The sequence below is a fragment of the Caulobacter sp. 05T431 genome, assembly GCF_056665975.1.
Genome location: NZ_JBFTKU010000005.1, coordinates 68671 through 84329 on the forward strand (window position 1 = coordinate 68671; position 15659 = coordinate 84329).

The following is a 15659-nucleotide window of genomic DNA, read 5'->3' on the forward strand; positions in this document are numbered from 1 at the left end:
TGTCCGCCTCATGGCGTCAATTCCGCCGATCCGTGATCGAGACCACCTTGACGACATCGCCGGACGCGATCTCCGCGCCGGCACAGTCATCGAGGCAAGATCATGAGCAACGAACGCAAGGTCGCCATCGTCACGGGCGCGTCGCAAGGCATCGGCGCGGCGCTGGTGAAGGCCTATCGTGACCGCGACTATCGGGTGGTGGCAACGTCCCGCTCGATCCAGCAGGGGAACGACCCCGACGTCCTGGCCGTGGCCGGCGACATCGGCGATCCCGCCACGGCTAAGCGCGTGGTGGCCGAGGCGATCGCCCGCTTCGGACGGGTCGACACCCTGGTCAACAACGCCGGGATCTTCACCGCCAAGCCGTTCACCGCCTTCACCCAGGAGGACTTCGACGCCAACCTCTCGACCAACGTGGTCGGCTTCTTCCACGTCACCCAGCGCGCCGTCGCCCAGATGCTGAAGCAGGGCTCGGGCCACGTCGTCAGCATCACCACCAGCCTGACCGACAACGCCAATTCGCAGGTGCCCTCGGTGCTGGCCAGCCTGACCAAGGGCGGCCTCAATGCGGCGACCAAGTCCCTGGCCATCGAGCTGGCCGACAAGGGCGTACGGGTCAACGCCGTCTCGCCCGGGGTGATCAAGACCCCGATGCACGCGCCCGAGACCCACGCCTTCCTGGCCGGCCTGCACCCCGTCGGCCGCCTGGGCGACATCCGCGACGTGGTCGAGGCCGTGCTCTATCTTGAGACCGCAGGCTTCGTGACGGGCGAGATCCTGCACGTCGACGGCGGCCAGAGCGCCGGTCACTAGGTCCAGGATCGAGGAGAGGTCGTCATGCCCATCGTCACCATCCAGGTCACCCGCGAAGGCTCCGGCCCCGGCCGCGACGCCGTCACCGCCGAGGAGAAGGCCCGCCTGATCGCCGGCGTCAGCCAGCTGCTGCTGGACGTGCTGGGAAAGCCCCTGGACTCGACCTTCGTCGTCATCGACGAGGTCCCGCTGGAGAACTGGGGCTGGGGCGGCCTGCCCGCCCTGGAGTTCCGGCGACGACGGGCCGCCGGCCAGGCCTGATCCCCGCCGCACCTGAAGGGCCGCCCGTCGCGGCGGCCCGCCCCTTCACGAACAGGACGTCCGCCATGAGCTTGGAAACCGCCAACCGCCTGCTCGACCTCCTCGGCGTCGAGCTGCCGATCATCCAGGCGCCGATGGCCAACTTCACCACGCCGGAGATGGTGGTGGCGGTGGCCAACGCCGGCGGCCTGGGCTCGCTACCCAGCGCCGTCTATTCGGAAGGCCAGCTGCGTGAGGCGCTGGACACCGTGCGGGCCGGCACGACGGCGCCGATCAACGTCAACTTCTTCACCCACACGCCGCCCGCCGAGGACCCTGCCCGCCAGGCCGCCTGGCGCGAACGGCTGAAGCCCTACTATGTCGAAGAGGGCCTCGATCCCGACATGCCCCTGCCGGCTGGGGGGCGCGCGCCGTTCGACGACGCCTTCTGCAAGGTGGTCGAGGACCACCGCCCCGAGGTGGTCAGCTTCCATTTCGGCCTGCCCGCGCCCGACCTGCTGGACCGGGTCAGGCGCACCGGAGCCAAGGTGCTGTCTTCCGCCACCACCGTGGCCGAGGCCCTGTGGCTGGAGGCGCGCGGCGTGGATGCGGTCATCGCCATGGGCTACGAGGCCGGCGGTCATCGCGGCAACTTCCTGAGCGACGATATGGCGACCCAGGTCGGGACCTTTGCCCTGGTCCCGCGGATCGCCGACGCCGTCTCGGTCCCGGTGATCGCGGCGGGCGGGATCGCCGACCGGCGCGGCGTGCTGGCCGCCTTCGCCCTGGGCGCCCAGGCGGCCCAGGTCGGCACCGCCTATCTGCTGACGCCCGAGGCCGGGACCTCGCGGGTCCATCGCGACCTGCTGGCCACGGCCGACGACACGGCCGTCACCAACCTGTTCACCGGCCGTCCGGCGCGGGGCATCGTCAATCGCCTGATGACCGAGCTGGGCCCGCTGTCGGACCTGGCCCCGGCCTTCCCGACGGCCGGGGCGGCGGTGGGGCCGCTGCGCAAGGCGGCCGAGGCGGCGGGGCGTGGCGACTTCACCCCGCTTTGGGCCGGGGAGGCCTTCCGCCTGGCCCGGCCGATGTCGTCGGCCGACCTGACCCGGGCGCTGGCGGGCCTCGCCTGAGGATCAGTGCGTCTGGCGCGAGGCCACGATGGCGTCGGCCACGTGGCGCATGATCAGGTGGATCGAGTTCAGCTCCTCGACCGTCGGCCCCCGGGGCATGTGGTGGTAGATGGCGAAGGTGCCGATCACCCCGCCCGACGGGCCGTCGATCGGCGTCGACCAGCAGGCCTGCAGGTCGTGGGCCAGGGCCAGGTCGCGGAACTCGGCCCACAGCGGGTTGGTGGCGATGTCGGTCACATAGACCGCGTGCCCCATATAGGCGGCCGTGCCGCACGAGCCCCGGCCCGGGCCGATCTCCTGGCCTTCGATGGCGTCTCGGAAGGTCTTGGGCATGCTGGGCGCCGCGCCGTGCAACAGGCGTCGGCCCTCGTCGTCGAGCAGCAGCACCGAGGTCAGCAGGTCGTCGCCGGTCGCCTCGACGGCCAGCAGGTGGCGGTCCAGGATCGCCTCGAGACTGTCGCCGGCCGCGCGCTCGGCCTGGGCCTCGCGGTCGCGCTGGGCCAGCGCCATGTTGAGCAGGTGGGAAAACGGCATGAGCGGCTCCTGCATCCGCGAACACGGGGGCGGTCTCACGCCCAACACGTAACCACGATCGGAGCCGCTTCGTTGCAGGCCGGAGCGGCTCCGCCGTCGGACCTACATCCGCTTCTTCAGCGGCACGAGGTCCGGATAGACCGGCTCGCGGCCCTGGGCCTTGGCCTGGAAGGCCTCCAGCATGTGCGGCGGCGAGAACATGCCCGTCTGCCAGGTGGCGATGTAGTCCAGCCCGTCCCGGATGCTGTGGTCGCGGGCGTAGTTGATCATCACCTTGCTGCCGGCCACGGCCAGGGGCGACTTGGACGCGATCTCGCGGGCCGTCTCCAGGGCGTGGGCGACCACCTCCTCGTGGGTGGCGAACACCTCGTTGACCAGGCCGATCTCGCGGGCCCGGGCGGCGGGGAGGCGGCGGCCGGTGTAGGCCAGCTCGCGCACCCAGCCCTCGGGGATCAGCTTGCACAGGCGCGGGAAGGTGCCGACGTCGGCGGTCATGCCGATGTTGATCTCGTGGATCGTGAAGAAGGCGTCGGCGCTGGCGTAGCGGATGTCGCAGGCGCTGGTGAAGTCCACCGCCCCGCCGATGCAGCCGCCCTGGATGGCGGCGATCACCGGCATGCGCGCCTCGTCCAGGCAGCTGAAGGTGTCCTGCAGGTGGTGCACGTGGCGGCGGAAGCTCTCGGCGGCCACGAAGCGGTCGGCCGGCTCGCCGCCGGTCACGCCCTCGCCGTCGGTGAACACCGACAGGTCCATGCCGGCGCAGAAGTGCTTGCCGGTCGAGGAGATGACGATGCAGCGGGCGCGGGCGTTGTGGTCGATGTCGCGAACGATTTCGGGCAGCTCGTTCCAGAACGCCCGGGTCATGGTGTTGAGCGCTTCGGGGCGCTTGAGGCGGATATGGGCGACGCCTGTCTCGATCTCGACATCGAAGCAGCTATAGTCTGGCTTGTTACCCACGTGCGTCTCTCCCTGTCGTCGGCTCTCTATCTCGTCGGACAATCTGCAACACGCGCGCGGGGGACGCCAACCAGCCCCTACGGAAGCCTGTGAAGGAAAGAACAGCCATGGCCAAACATCCGCTCGCCCCCAAGATCGGCATGACCCTGTCGGTCGCCGCCGTCCTCGGCTCGATGGTCGTCGCGCCGCTGCCGGCCGCGGCCCAGTCCAAGGGCATCGGCGGCCTGTTCGCCTGCGAAGGCTCGGGCAAGAAGCAGGAGGGCGGCGCCCTGATCGGCGCGGCGGCCGGCGCCCTGCTGGGCCGCGCGGTGGCCAAGAACGAGAAGACGATCGGCACGGTGGTCGGCGCCGCCGCCGGCGCGGCGGCGGGGGCCTATATCGGCTGCCGCATGCAGTCGACCGACCAGGCCCTGGCCCAGCAGGCCACCAAGCGCGCCCTGGAAAGCGGCCGCTCGGAGAGCTGGAGCAATTCGCGCACCGGCGCCTCGGGCCGCATCGACGTGGTGTCCTCGTCCTACGGTCCGCCGATCGACGGCCAGAACCTGCGCTTCGAGCGCGGCGTGCTGCAGCTGCGCAGCTACGACGCCGTCGCCGGCGGCGACTACAGCGCGCGCGGCGCGGCCAACCTGCGCTCCAGCCCCTCCACCACCGGCAAGGTGGTCGGCAAGCTGGCGGCGGGCGACCGGGTCGAGGTGCTGGGCGGCGCGCCGAACAGCAACTGGCTTCTGGTGGGCCGCAACGGCTACGGCGTCGGCTACGTCTCGGCCTCGCTGCTGGACCAGGGCGGCTACGCCCAGGCCCCCAGCTGCCGGATCATCGACGCCTCGATCAGCACCAAGGGCGACCGCCCGACCAGCGAACGCTACAGCGCCTGCCGGGACGGCAAGGGCGAGTGGCAGCTGACGACGGTCTGATGACGGGCTGAGCCTTCCTAACGGTTGTCATCCCGGACAGCCCCTGCGGGGCTTCCGGGATGACAACGATTTTGGTGGTTTCCGGTCACAGATCCACCACCTCGCACTTCAGCCGAGCCCGGATCTCGTCGGCCACGATGGCCCGGTGGCAGCACCGGGCCTCGTGCTCGTAGCAGAGCAGGGCGATCCGCTTCTCGCCGGCCAGGGCGGTGGCCTGGCCCAGGGCCAGCTGGGCTTCGGGCTCGGCCAGGTGGGCGTGGAAGATCGCCCGCATCTCGTCGGTGCGCCCCGCCCGCGCCGCCTCGCGTCCGGCCTTGGGCGTGCCCAGCGGCCGCAGGTGGACGTAATCGATCCCCTCGGCCTTCAGGCTGTTCCCCAGCAGGGTCTTGGAGAAGCCCGGCCGGCGCGAGGCGGCGACGGCGCGGACGTCGACGATCGTGTCGACCCCCGCGGCCTTCAGCCGGCCGATCATGCCGTCCAGGGTGTCCTGCTCGTATCCGATGGTGGCCACGGTCTTCGTGGGCGGTTTCATGGGTCCCTCCATGGACGAGGTAACGTCGCGCGCCTACCTTAGGGGCCAGTCGCCGCAACAGGAGCTCTTCTCGCCATGGATGCGGCCGTCTTCCGAGAACCCCGCCGACGCTTCATCCCCATCGCCAGCCGCGCCGGGGCCGGCGAGATGGCGGTGCTGGAGTTCGGGCCCGGCGACCGGCCCGTCGACGTGATCTTCGTCCATGCCAACGGCTTCAACGGCCAGACCTACCGCGCCCTGCTGGCCCCGCTGTCGGCCGGCCTGCGGGTCCTGGCGGTGGACCAGCGCGGCCACGGCGCCAGCCGCCTGGCGGCCAATCCCGATCACCGCCGGAACTGGCTGGACCTGCGCGACGACCTGCTGGCCCTGTTGACCGCCCTGGACCAGCCGCAGCCCGTGGTGCTGGCCGGTCATTCGATGGGCGGCACGGTCAGCCTGCTGGCCGCGGCCGCCGCGCCCGAGAAGGTGCGCGGCCTGGTGCTGCTGGACCCGGTGATCATGCCCCGGATCATGGCCTTCTACGCCCACATGCCGTGGACTTCCGGGGCGCTGTGGAAGCACCTGCCGCTGGTCCAGGGGGCGTTGCACCGCCGCGCCGTGTTCGACAACCGCGAGTCCGCCTTCGCCGCCTATCGCGGGCGCGGGGCGTTCAAGACCTGGCCCGAGACCATGCTGGCCGACTATGTGGGCGGCGGCTTCAAGGACCGCGACGACGGCAAGGTCGAGCTGGCCTGCGCCCCGGCCTGGGAGGCCTCCAACTACAGCGCCCAGGCCCACGATCCCTGGCGGGCCATGGGCCGCATCCGCTGTCCGGCGCGCCTGCTCAAGGCCGAGAAGGGCTCGACCAGCCACGTCGGCGACGGCGCGGGCGTAACGCGCCGGCACCCGTCGATCCGTGTGGAGACGATCCCCGGGACCAGCCATTTCCTGCCGATGGAACGGCCCGACCTGGTGCGCGAGGCGATCTTCGAGATGGCGGCGGGTTGAGAAACCCTCTCCCAGAGGGAGAGGGCGGGGCCCGCGCCGAGGGCGTGGGAGGGTGAGGGGTTACACCCTCGCCGATTTCGCACGAAACGCCCTGCCGGCACGCCGTCGACCGTCTTACCCCCTCACCCTCCCATGCTGCGCATGGGCCCCTCCCTCTCCCCGTGGGAGAGGGTTCCTAGAGCCCCAACCCCGCCACCGCCGACTTCGCCAGTTCGGCCCGGGCCGCGTCGCTGACCGGCACTACCTTGCGGGCGTCGAGGTCGAAGGTGATGGCCACGGCTTCCGAGGTTCCCCAGGCCTTGCCGGTGGTGGGGTCCAGCATCCAGTGGACCACGCGCATGGCCTGGCCTTCCGTCCCCGCCAGGCCCGAGCGCAGCTCGACCCGGTCGCCGGCCCGCGGCCAGGCCAGCTGGACCAGGCGGTACTCCAGCACCGCCCCGCCCATCCGCGTCGGCTTGGGGTCGGCATGGGCGACGACGATGTCGCGGAACGGGGTGATGAAGGCGCCGATGCCGTCGGAGACCCGGCCGATGAACTGCTCGGCGCGCATTCGTCCGAACACGTCGCAATCGGTCGGCGACAGGGCGCCCAGGCCGATCCGTTTGAGGCCCAGGGCCTCGGCCCGCTCCAGGCCGGCGGTGGTTTCGAACGGCGACAGGTCCAGGCTCCGGGCCTGGGCCTGCGGCGGGACCTCGACCTTCAGGGCCGCCGCCCGCTCGTGCACGACGCGCGGCCAGGGGAAGGCCTCGCCCTCGCGCGGGGTGACGTGGGCGATGGTGGTCTGGAAGGTGGCCGCCAGCTGGCCGGTGGCGGTGTGGACCAGGAGCTGCAGCACCTTGGCCTCGGTCTCGGAGACCTCGATCACCCCGCCCAGCATGTGCAGGGTGGCCCCGGCGTGGGCCTCGCGCAGGAAGCGGATGTGCTGCTCGCGGACCACCACGGTGGCGTTGGCGTAGGGCGAGAAGGCGTGCGGCAGGCCCAGCTCCGCCGCCAGCCCCGCCAGGCCCTCCATGGCCCGCACGACGTAGAAGCGCACGTTCATGTGCCCCATCTCGTCGCAGTCCCAGGTGTTGACGCCCCCGCGCCAGATCTCGACGCCGGGGAGGGTGTCTGCGGGCGTCATGAGGAAGGTCCGGGATGGGTGAACGGTTGTTCGAACCCTAGCGGCGTTTGCGCGCTGTCCGCAATCGCCCCGGCGGCGGTCAGGACTTCTTGCCGGCGGACGTCTGGGTCGTCGGCGCCTGGGGCGGGGGTTTCTCGTCGAGGCTGAGCTCGCTGATATAGCCCATGATCCCCAGGTTGGGCTTGGCGCTGGTGGTGATGCGCACATAGCGGGCGGTGGTCCGGGGCAGGTCGAAATACTGCCAACCATCGTTCGCCGTGACGTACAGGTTCAGCACCTGCACCTTGGCCACCGGCCGGAACGGCCCGGTCAGGGCGTCGCCGGCGGCGATCTCGATCGTCGCGGGGTTCTCGTCGGCCTCCAGGACCAGGATGCCGAAGCGGTCGAAGGTGGCGGGCCGGTCGTCCTGGAAGCCGAAGACGGCCGAAGCGTCGAGGAAGGTCACGACCGTGCCGTGGGCCAGCACGCCGTCATTGGCCGACGCCCACGACTTTTCCGGCGCGGCCACCAGGCGGCCGCCGTACTCCGGCGACAGCAGGTTGCGCCCCGGCGGGCCGGTCAGGGGCGGTCCGCTGGGCGGCGCGGCGACGGCCGGAGCGGGCGCGGCCGAGGACGACAGGGTGGCGACCGGCGTGTCGGTCGCTGGCGCGGTCGCCGACGGGGGCGCCGCCGCGTTCGACTTGTCCGATCCGCCGCCGATCACGCCGGCCTGGTGCAGGCCGACCACCAGCCCCGTCACCGCCGTGAGCAGGCCGGCGACAGCGCTCAGCAGGACGGGCGTGCTGTGCCACCACGAGGCCTTGGCCGGTTCACGATCGCTCATCTCGCTCTCCCAAAGGGCGGTGAGGCGGGGTTCCAATCGTAAAAAGTGTACAGACTTTGGCGGAGGCGCCTAGGGCCTGCCCGTTTCGGTCGTCGCGCCTAGGCTTCCTTGCAGTCGGCGCACAGCCCGTGCGCCTCGATCGTCACGCCGGTCAGGGCGTAGCCGGCCGCGGCGCCGGCGGCGATGATCTCGGCGCTGGCCTTGGGCTCGATCTCGCGGGTGGCGCCGCAGCAGTCGCAGATCAGGAAGGCGGCGGCGTGGCCGTCGGCCTCCTTGCGGCAGGCGACATAGGCGTTGAGGCTCTCGATCCGGTGGGCGAAGCCCTGCTTCTCCAGGAAGTCGAGCGCGCGATAGACGGTGGGCGGCTTGGCGGGCGGGCCGTCGACGGCGAAGCTGGCGATCAGGTCGTAGGCCTTCACCGGCTGGCCGGCCTGCAGCAGCAGCTCCAGCACCCGGCGGCGCGGGGCGGTCAGGCGCTGGTCGGACGCCTCGCAGCGCGTCTCGGCGGCGGCCAGTTCGGCGGCGAGCGCCGAGCCGGAAACGCCATGGTGGTGATGATCGTGGTCGCAAGCGGCGTGATGGGCCATGACCCAGAGGTAGAGGGCGCGACCACGCCGCGCAAGCCGCGCCGCCTTCGCGGGGCTCCTCAGTGCCCCCGCAGGTAGGGCCGGGCCTGCACCACATAGAGCTTGTCGCCGATCGTCAGCCACTCGATGTCCTGGGCCGCGCCGCCCAGCCAGGCGTCGATGGCCAGCCCCGCCTTGGCCAGGCGCAGGGCCAGGGCGTCGGTCAGCACGAACCGGCCTTCCTCGATCCTAACCTCCCGGACCCCGCCCTTCTCGTCGAACGACAGCATGGTGTCGTCGGTCGAGCGGGTCAGCACCTGCAGCGAGCCCTGGGTCTCGCCGTGATAGATCAGCTGCTCGGCCACGCGTTTGCCCTCGACCACCCGCATGCCCAGGCCCCGCTTGGCGTTGATGAACACCGCGTCCGGCTCGGCGGGATCGAAGGGGTTCTCGGTGATCATCACGCCCGAGGCCTCGGCGTTCATGCCCTGCTGGACCAGGACGGCGGCGTGGACGGCGCGGTGGTCGATGCGGGCGGCCTCGCGGGCCTCGTAGGCCGCGTCGTTCCAGACCGAGCCCCAGACCGTGCGGATCGCGTCGGCCAGCTGGGCGTCGGTGACCACGTTGGGCACGCTGGTGTAGAGGCCCGCCCCGTTGAAGCCGGGCAGGTCCTCGGCGTTGGTCGAGCTGCGGGCGAAGACGCCGCCTTCGCCGATCACCGCGCGCCGGCGGGCGGCGACGGCCTTCATCAGGGCGGGGTCGATGGTCCCGGCGGCGAAGGCGGCGCGCAGGCGGGCCAGGGCGGCGTGGCGGGCGGCGCGGTCGGTCTTCAGGGCCGGATCGGCCAGCAGGGCGTCGATCGCCTTGTCCAGGCCGTTGGCCCGCACGAAGCGGTCATAGGCCGAGAACGGGATGGCGAAGCCGGGCGGCACGGCGAAGTCGGTCGCGCCGGCCTTGGCCCGCCGGTAGGTCACCTCGCCGAGATTGGCCGACTTGGCGCCCACGCGCACGCTGTCGCCGCGACGCTGCTCGGCCAGGCTGGGCAGGCCGGCATAGGCCAGGTCGGCCTTGGGTACCTTGACCGCCCCCTTGGCCTTGCGGGCCGCGGCCTTGGCCTCGGCCGCGGTGGCCCGGCGCAGGGTGACCGTGTCGTCCCTGGCGGTCATCACCACCACCTGGCCGTCCAGGGCGGCGTAGGCCGTCCGGGCGTCGCGGCGATAGGCGTTGGGGACGCCCCAGCTCTTGGCCAACAGGTTGACGTGGCTGAGCGGGGTGGAGAAGGCGGTGGTGATCACCCCGGCCACCGGCTCCAGCTGGACCGGCGGGACGTCCAGCATGACGATGTCGTCCGGCCGCAGGTCGGTCTGGGGCGTGATCTCGCCGACGATCCGCAGGCGCCCGACCGCCTTGCCGGGATTGAGCACCAGCACCTCGCGTGAGCCGTAGGCGGCCGCGCCGTCGATGATCGCGATCCCGCCGACGCCGGAGGCCAGTTCGTACTGCTGGTGGGAGTTCGGCTTGAGGGCCAGGGGCGCGAAGAAGTGGGCCTTCAGGGCGGTCATGGCCTCGCCCAGCACGGCCGCGTCCAGGGCGTCGCCCTCGAAGAACTCCACGCCGTAGCGCTGCAGGCCCGGATAGAACACCACCGAGCCGAAGATGAAGCGGCGGTTGGGCTGGCTGTAGTTGGCCGCGACCAGGGCCTCGGCCGAGCGGCTGGACAGATAGGTCTGCTGCACGAAGGTGACGTGGAAGTCGTAGCGCCGGGAATTGATGAAGTAGAGCCGGCCGGCCGGGTCGGCCTTGCGGTCGGCGCGGTCGATCACGAACATCAGCTGCGGGGTGTTGAAATAGCGCCCGGTCGTGGTGGTGCGGGCCAGGGCCTCGTACTGGGCGCGGTCGGCGATGTCGGCCGCCGAGCGGTCGTCGGCCAGGGCCGGGCGGGCGGTGAGCAGGGCCAGCAGGATCAGGGCTGCGGCCAGGAGGCCCGCGGGTCGTCGTGTCATGGGGGCTCCAACCTTCAGTGGAGCTTAGCTTGGCGGGCGCGGGAGTCGAGACGGGTTCCTACCGCGCCACGGCCGCCAGCACCGCCGCCTGGGCGTCGCACCGCGCCGCGTCCGCGGCGGGACCGGCCGCCCGGGCGGCGTCGAGTTCGGCGCGGACGGCGGCCAGGTCGGACTGGAAGCCGGGCGTGGCCTCCAGCGCCTGGACCAGGGCCAGGGCGTTGACCCGCCCCGCGTCCACCGACGAGGCGTTGTGCACCCCGCAGATCACGCGGCTTTGGCCGTAGGCCTCGGCGCGGTTGAGCAGGGCGTCGGCGCGGTCTGGCTGGGCCTTGGCCAGGATCAGGCCGACCGTCCAGCCCCAGGTGGCGTGGCCCGACGGATAGTCCGAGGTCAGACCGACGATCCAGCCGCTGCGGGCGCAGATCGCGCCGTGATCCACCTGGTAGGGGCGTTTGCGCTTGTAGAGCTTCTTCGGGGCCGAGATCGCCGGCCGCACGTCGTGGCTGACCCGGCGCAGCATGGCCGCCAGCTTCGGCGTGGTCCTGCGGCTGGGCGTGAAGCCCAGGGCGCAGCTGTAGCTGTCCAGGATCCGGGCCTCGCGTGCGTCCTGCTGGGCCAGCGACCAGCGCGGACTGTCCTTGAACTGGCGCGTGGCCAGGAAGACGGCGCGGTCCTGCTGGTCGACCGCCGAGCCGCGCGCGGGCGGCGGCGGCACGGCCTGGCGGGCGTCATAGGCGCCCTTGGCCAGGTAGGGCGAACCCGCGCAGCCCGCGACGACCAGACCCGCGATCCCGACCATCAACCAAGCGCGCATGAAAAAGGGTCCCCGAAGTCGCTCCGGGGACCCTGCATTTTCAGGCCGTCGTCGGCAAGCTTACTTGCCGAACAGCTTGTTCCAGCGCGGCTTTTCGCGGCCCTTCCAGTGTTCGCGATGGAAGGCGTCCGAGGCGATCAGCGGCACCACGGTGGTGGCTTCGGCGAACACCATCTGCTCGTAGGTGGTCGAGACCTTGCCCCACGAGGCGGCTTCCTTGAGCGTCGAGGACGAGCAGGCGCCGTCGCGCACGTCGGCCACGGTGATCTGGACCGCGTACTTGTGCATGTCGGCCTCGACGCCCAGGATTTCGGCGCAGACCACGGTGTCCTGGGCGAAGTTCTTGGGAACGCCGCCGCCGACCATGAACAGGCCGGTGGTGCCGGCGGCGATCTTGATGTCGGTCAGTTCACGGAAGTCGGCGACCGCGTCGATCATCAGATAGGGCTGCTTGGCCGCGATCTTTTCCTTCTGGTGCTTGACCAGGCCGAAGCCCGCCGAGCTGTCGACGAAGGCCGGGCAGAAGATCGGCACGCCTTCCTCGTAGGCGGTCTGGATCAGCGAGCCGGGCTTCTTGGCGTTGCCTTCCGACAGCCACTTGCCCATCTCCCAGATGAACTCGCGCGAGGAATAGGCGCGCGGCTCCAGGCGGTTGCAGATCTCCAGGATCGTGTGATCGCAGTTCTGGAGCTCTTCCTCGTCGATATAGGTGTCGTAGATGCGGTCGATGTAGTTGTCGCGCAGGACGTTGTCGTCGACCGGGCCGGCGGCCTGGTAGTGCTTGAAGCCCAGGGCCTCGAAGAAGTCCATGTCGACGATCGAGGCGCCGGTGGCGACCACGGCGTCGATCATGCCGTTCTTCACCATGTCGCGGTAGACGTGCATGCAGCCGCCGGCCGAGGTGGAGCCGGCCAGGATCAGCCACGGCGAGCAGTCCTTGTCGGCCAGGGCCATGTTGAAGATGTCGGCGGCGCGGGCGGTGTCGCGCGAGCTGAACGACATCTTGCGCATGGAGTCGATGATCGGACGGGCGTCGAACGCGGTGATGTCGATGTGCTCGACGACGTTCTGCAGCAGCTCGGCCTTGGTGTTGTTCGGAACGGGAGCGTTCATCGCTTCGGTTTCCCTGACTTTGGACGCCCGTCGTTGAAACAAGACCACCTGCCGGGACGGAGCGACCGACAGGGGAATGGGGAAATGCGGCTACGCCCGACGTTCACAACGTCGGGCGGCGCGCGCGGTTTAACTCAGAAACGATTTAGAGGCGAACCAAGACGACTTAGCGACGCTCTTACCTGCGGCGGCGCTTCTTGCCGGCCGCGCCCTTGGGACGCGAGAAGCGGACGATCTTGCGTTCCTCGGTCTCGGGCCGCGGGGTCGGGATCGAGCGCTTGGCCAGGCCGTACATCGAGGCCATCGGGGCGTCCTGCACCTCGGCGGTGTCGGTTTCCCCGAAGCCGTTGAAGCGGGTCGACATGGCCACGCCATAGGCGCCCAGCATGCCGATCTCGATGTAGTCGCCCTCGTCGACGCTTTCCGGCAGGTAGAACGGGCCGGGCATGTGATCGACGCTGTCGCAGGTGGGGCCGTAGAAGCGGAAGGGCTTGAGGCCCTCTTCCACCACTTCGCCGTTCTTGCGGTACAGCTTGACCGGGAAGGGCCACTTCATGTGCGCGGCGTCGAACAGCGAGCCGTAGCTGCCGTCGTTCAGATAGAGCGCGTCGCCCTTCTTCAGCTCGACCTTGACCAGCAGGGACGAGGCCTCGGCCACCAGGGCCCGGCCGGGTTCGCACCACAGCTCGGTGGTCTCGTGCACCATCATGTCGGCGAAGCCGCGGTCGATGGCCGCCAGGTACTCGGAGAGTTCCGGCGGGGCCATGCCCGGATAGATCGACGGGAAGCCGCCGCCCACGTCGACGACGTCGGCCAGCACGCCGGCGCGGACCAGCGCCCGCGAGGCCTGGGCCATCGCCGCCTGGTAGGCGGTGGGGCGCATGCACTGGCTGCCGACGTGGAAGCTGACGCCCATCAGGTCCTGGGTGGCGCGGCGGGCGGCCAGCAGCAGGGCCGGGGCGTTGTGGGCCTCGACGCCGAACTTGCCCGACAGTGAATAGGCCGCGCCTTCGGCCTGCACGCCCATGCGGACGATCAGGTTCAGGTCCTTGGCCTGGCCGGTGGCGTCCAGGATCTTGGCCAGTTCCTCATGGGTGTCGAACGAGAACGTCCGCACGCCGTGATCGAAATAGGCGGCCGAGATCGCCACGCGGCTTTTCACCGGGTGCATGAAGGCCATGCGCGAACCGGGGGCGTGCTGGGCGACCAGCTCGACCTCGTTCAGCGAGGCGACGTCGAAGGACCGGACGCCGGCGTCCGCGAGCTCGCGGATCACCCACGGCGAAGGGTTGGCCTTCACCGCGTAAAAGACGTCGCCTTTGAATTCAGCCTGGAACCAGCGCGCCGCTACGGAAACCGCGTCGGGCCGCACGAGTGCGACGGGACGTTCCGGTGACCGCTCACGGACCAGGTCCAGGGGAGTATGGTACGTGTGCAATTCACGTAGACCCCTGCAGAAGTTAAACCCAGGCCGGCGTTAGCAGCGCTTATGAGGACTTCGGGTCCGCCGGAGCGAGCGAAATAGGGGCAATGGGCGGGGATGTAAAGACCCTAATGACCCCCTGGTTTCATGGGAGCCGTTCGTAGGGCCAACCCTTGTTCCGGCCACGGTTTATTCGCGGGCCGGGTTCCAAAAACGATCGAACCCCGAAGCGTCTCGGCGTGAGGCGCTTCGGGGTCCGGACCAGGGGCCCGCGGGGGCTCCTATTTGGCCTGGGCGGAGCCCTCGGCGGCGTCCTCGATCAGCTTGGCGACGACCGCCGGGTTGGAGACGTAGATCGCGTGGCTGCCGGCCGTCTCGGCGACGGTGGCGCCGGCCCGCTTGGCCATGGCGCGCTGGGCCGGGGGCGGGATCATCCGGTCGTCGGCCGCCACCAGGTACCAGCTCTTCTTGGCCTTCCAGGCCGGGGCCGTGTTCTTGCCGCCCAAGGCCTCGACGCCCCACGGCACCTGGGAGTCGGCCATGAAGGCGGCCTGTTCGGCGGGCACGTCGGCGGCGAACGAGGCGGCGAACTTGGCGCGGTCCAGCGACAGGTAGCCGTCCTTCGGGGGTAGGATCGGCGGGACGGGCGCGCCGGGAGGCGGGTTGGCGATCAGCGACGACACCGACTCTCCGGCGTCCGGCGCGAAGGCGGCGACATAGACCAGGCCCGCGACGTTGGGGTCCGTGCCGGCTTCCGAGATCACCGCGCCGCCGTAGGAGTGGCCGACCAGGATCACCGGGCCGCCGGCGGCGGCGATCGCGCTCCTGGTGATCGCCACGTCAGTGGCCAGCGAAGTGGTGGGGTTCTGGACGATGCGGACGTTGTAACCGTCCTTGGTCAGGATCTTGTAGACGCCCTCCCAGCCCGAGCCGTCGGCAAAGGCGCCGTGCACCAGGACGATGTTCTTCACGGCCTTAGCCGAGGCGGGGGCGGCCGAGGCCGGGGCGGCGTGGACGGCGAAGCCGGCGGCCAGGGTCAGGGCGGCGGCGGAAGCGAGCAGGTTGCGGAACTTGGTCATGTCGTTCTCCCTTCGTGTGTTTCTGCGATAATCATTATCGCGATAACGATATGGCTACGCCGGCCGAAACGACCTGTCCAGTAGTTTCTTATCGCGATATGCTTTTTTGTGATAAATTCTGGACGAACGCGGCGCCGAGCCCTTAGGAAGACTCCCCATGACCCAGCCCACCCTTGTCCCGCTGGACGGCCAGCTCTGCTTTTCGCTGTACGGCGCGTCGATCGCGATCAACCGCGCCTACAAGCCCCTGCTCGACGAACTGGGCGTCACCTATCCGCAGTATCTGGTGCTGAGCGTCCTTTGGGAAGGCGACGGCCAGACCATCGGCGCCATCGCCGAGCGGCTGTCGCTGGAGCCGTCGACGATCACCCCCCTGGTCAAGCGCCTGGAGCAGGCCGGCTTCGTCGAGCGCCAGCGCAATCCGAAGGACGAGCGGCAGGTGCAGGTGACGCTGACGGCCAAGGGGCGGGACCTGCGCGCCGAGACCGGATGCCTGACCGACACCCTGCTGCGGCGCTCGGGCCTGACGGTCGAGGCGATCATCGCGCTGAACGCGCAAGTTCAAGCCCTGCGCGACGCCCTCGCCCAGGGGAATTGATCCA

17 protein-coding genes are annotated in these 15659 nt (G+C 70.3%); 6 read left to right on the forward strand and 11 right to left on the reverse strand.

The features are described from left to right. Positions 1-102 precede the first annotated feature (102 nt). From AC1U89_RS06520 to AC1U89_RS06530, 3 genes are all read left to right on the forward strand, one after another. Positions 103-813: an SDR family NAD(P)-dependent oxidoreductase gene (locus tag AC1U89_RS06520; RefSeq protein WP_479898913.1), complete on the forward strand. Its 711-nt coding sequence runs from the start codon at positions 103-105 to the stop codon at positions 811-813. Positions 814-837: 24 nt separating this feature from the next. Next, positions 838-1074 carry a tautomerase family protein gene (locus tag AC1U89_RS06525; protein WP_479898914.1) on the forward strand — a complete coding sequence of 79 codons (237 nt, stop codon included), beginning with the start codon at positions 838-840 and terminating at the stop codon, positions 1072-1074. A 65-nt stretch (positions 1075-1139) separates the two neighbouring features. Further along, positions 1140-2189, forward strand: a complete 1050-nt coding sequence (locus tag AC1U89_RS06530) for an NAD(P)H-dependent flavin oxidoreductase (RefSeq protein WP_479898915.1) — start codon at positions 1140-1142, stop codon at positions 2187-2189. A gap of 3 nt (positions 2190-2192) precedes the next feature. Here the strand turns inward: AC1U89_RS06530 and AC1U89_RS06535 are convergent, their stop codons facing one another. Further along, positions 2193-2723: a GAF domain-containing protein gene (locus tag AC1U89_RS06535; protein ID WP_479898916.1), complete on the reverse strand. Its 531-nt coding sequence runs from the start codon at positions 2721-2723 to the stop codon at positions 2193-2195. A 102-nt stretch (positions 2724-2825) separates the two neighbouring features. Beyond that, positions 2826-3680, reverse strand: coding sequence for a crotonase/enoyl-CoA hydratase family protein (locus AC1U89_RS06540; protein ID WP_479898917.1), 855 nt, complete (start codon positions 3678-3680; stop codon positions 2826-2828). Positions 3681-3787: 107 nt separating this feature from the next. On the opposite strand from AC1U89_RS06540, the gene AC1U89_RS06545 reads away from it, so the two are divergent. Continuing rightward, positions 3788-4594, forward strand: coding sequence for an SH3 domain-containing protein (locus AC1U89_RS06545; RefSeq protein ID WP_479898918.1), 807 nt, complete (start codon positions 3788-3790; stop codon positions 4592-4594). An 85-nt stretch (positions 4595-4679) separates the two neighbouring features. Here AC1U89_RS06545 and AC1U89_RS06550 read toward each other — a convergent pair whose 3' ends face one another. Next, on the reverse strand, positions 4680-5126 hold the full coding sequence (locus AC1U89_RS06550; RefSeq protein ID WP_479898919.1) for a DUF488 domain-containing protein: 447 nt from the start codon (positions 5124-5126) through the stop codon (positions 4680-4682). A gap of 75 nt (positions 5127-5201) precedes the next feature. Between AC1U89_RS06550 and AC1U89_RS06555 the strand changes: the two genes are divergently transcribed. Next, on the forward strand, positions 5202-6113 hold the full coding sequence (locus tag AC1U89_RS06555; RefSeq protein WP_479898920.1) for an alpha/beta fold hydrolase: 912 nt from the start codon (positions 5202-5204) through the stop codon (positions 6111-6113). Between the two features lie 175 nt (positions 6114-6288). On the opposite strand, the gene AC1U89_RS06560 is transcribed toward AC1U89_RS06555, so the two are convergent. The 8 genes from AC1U89_RS06560 to AC1U89_RS06595 form a co-directional block, all read right to left on the reverse strand. Then, entirely contained in the window at positions 6289-7236 is a 948-nt protein-coding gene (locus AC1U89_RS06560; RefSeq protein ID WP_479898921.1) for a thioesterase family protein, read from the reverse strand. A 79-nt stretch (positions 7237-7315) separates the two neighbouring features. Continuing rightward, positions 7316-8059 carry a hypothetical protein gene (locus tag AC1U89_RS06565; RefSeq protein WP_479898922.1) on the reverse strand — a complete coding sequence of 248 codons (744 nt, stop codon included), beginning with the start codon at positions 8057-8059 and terminating at the stop codon, positions 7316-7318. A gap of 98 nt (positions 8060-8157) precedes the next feature. Then, positions 8158-8646 carry a transcriptional repressor gene (locus AC1U89_RS06570; protein WP_479898923.1) on the reverse strand — a complete coding sequence of 163 codons (489 nt, stop codon included), beginning with the start codon at positions 8644-8646 and terminating at the stop codon, positions 8158-8160. 59 nt (positions 8647-8705) lie between these two features. Next, a complete protein-coding gene (locus AC1U89_RS06575) occupies positions 8706-10628 on the reverse strand; it encodes a PEP/pyruvate-binding domain-containing protein (RefSeq protein ID WP_479898924.1) in 1923 nt (640 codons plus the stop codon). 58 nt (positions 10629-10686) lie between these two features. Continuing rightward, a complete protein-coding gene (locus AC1U89_RS06580; protein WP_479898925.1) occupies positions 10687-11442 on the reverse strand; it encodes an acid phosphatase in 756 nt (251 codons plus the stop codon). A gap of 60 nt (positions 11443-11502) precedes the next feature. Further along, positions 11503-12555 carry a 1,9-bis(guanidino)-5-aza-nonane synthase gene (locus AC1U89_RS06585; protein WP_479898926.1) on the reverse strand — a complete coding sequence of 351 codons (1053 nt, stop codon included), beginning with the start codon at positions 12553-12555 and terminating at the stop codon, positions 11503-11505. Positions 12556-12733: 178 nt separating this feature from the next. Beyond that, positions 12734-13993, reverse strand: coding sequence for a type III PLP-dependent enzyme (locus AC1U89_RS06590; protein WP_479898927.1), 1260 nt, complete (start codon positions 13991-13993; stop codon positions 12734-12736). A 266-nt stretch (positions 13994-14259) separates the two neighbouring features. Beyond that, positions 14260-15057, reverse strand: a complete 798-nt coding sequence (locus AC1U89_RS06595; protein ID WP_479898928.1) for an alpha/beta fold hydrolase — start codon at positions 15055-15057, stop codon at positions 14260-14262. Between the two features lie 157 nt (positions 15058-15214). Between AC1U89_RS06595 and AC1U89_RS06600 the strand changes: the two genes are divergently transcribed. Then, entirely contained in the window at positions 15215-15655 is a 441-nt protein-coding gene (locus AC1U89_RS06600) for a MarR family winged helix-turn-helix transcriptional regulator (protein WP_479898929.1), read from the forward strand. Positions 15656-15659 lie beyond the last annotated feature (4 nt).

Excerpts from the sequence above, each read along its gene's own strand:
- AC1U89_RS06570 (WP_479898923.1), bottom strand. The coding sequence starts at position 8,646 with ATGGCCCATCACGCCGCTTGCGACCACGATCATCACCACCATGGCGTT.
- AC1U89_RS06525 (WP_479898914.1), top strand. The coding sequence starts at position 838 with ATGCCCATCGTCACCATCCAGGTCACCCGCGAAGGCTCCGGCCCCGGC.
- AC1U89_RS06580 (WP_479898925.1), bottom strand. The coding sequence starts at position 11,442 with ATGCGCGCTTGGTTGATGGTCGGGATCGCGGGTCTGGTCGTCGCGGGC.
- AC1U89_RS06545 (WP_479898918.1), top strand. The coding sequence starts at position 3,788 with ATGGCCAAACATCCGCTCGCCCCCAAGATCGGCATGACCCTGTCGGTC.
- AC1U89_RS06520 (WP_479898913.1), top strand. The coding sequence starts at position 103 with ATGAGCAACGAACGCAAGGTCGCCATCGTCACGGGCGCGTCGCAAGGC.
- AC1U89_RS06550 (WP_479898919.1), bottom strand. The coding sequence starts at position 5,126 with ATGAAACCGCCCACGAAGACCGTGGCCACCATCGGATACGAGCAGGAC.
- AC1U89_RS06560 (WP_479898921.1), bottom strand. The coding sequence starts at position 7,236 with ATGACGCCCGCAGACACCCTCCCCGGCGTCGAGATCTGGCGCGGGGGC.
- AC1U89_RS06565 (WP_479898922.1), bottom strand. The coding sequence starts at position 8,059 with ATGAGCGATCGTGAACCGGCCAAGGCCTCGTGGTGGCACAGCACGCCC.
- AC1U89_RS06595 (WP_479898928.1), bottom strand. The coding sequence starts at position 15,057 with ATGACCAAGTTCCGCAACCTGCTCGCTTCCGCCGCCGCCCTGACCCTG.
- AC1U89_RS06555 (WP_479898920.1), top strand. The coding sequence starts at position 5,202 with ATGGATGCGGCCGTCTTCCGAGAACCCCGCCGACGCTTCATCCCCATC.
- AC1U89_RS06575 (WP_479898924.1), bottom strand. The coding sequence starts at position 10,628 with ATGACACGACGACCCGCGGGCCTCCTGGCCGCAGCCCTGATCCTGCTG.
- AC1U89_RS06585 (WP_479898926.1), bottom strand. The coding sequence starts at position 12,555 with ATGAACGCTCCCGTTCCGAACAACACCAAGGCCGAGCTGCTGCAGAAC.
- AC1U89_RS06530 (WP_479898915.1), top strand. The coding sequence starts at position 1,140 with ATGAGCTTGGAAACCGCCAACCGCCTGCTCGACCTCCTCGGCGTCGAG.
- AC1U89_RS06535 (WP_479898916.1), bottom strand. The coding sequence starts at position 2,723 with ATGCCGTTTTCCCACCTGCTCAACATGGCGCTGGCCCAGCGCGACCGC.
- AC1U89_RS06600 (WP_479898929.1), top strand. The coding sequence starts at position 15,215 with ATGACCCAGCCCACCCTTGTCCCGCTGGACGGCCAGCTCTGCTTTTCG.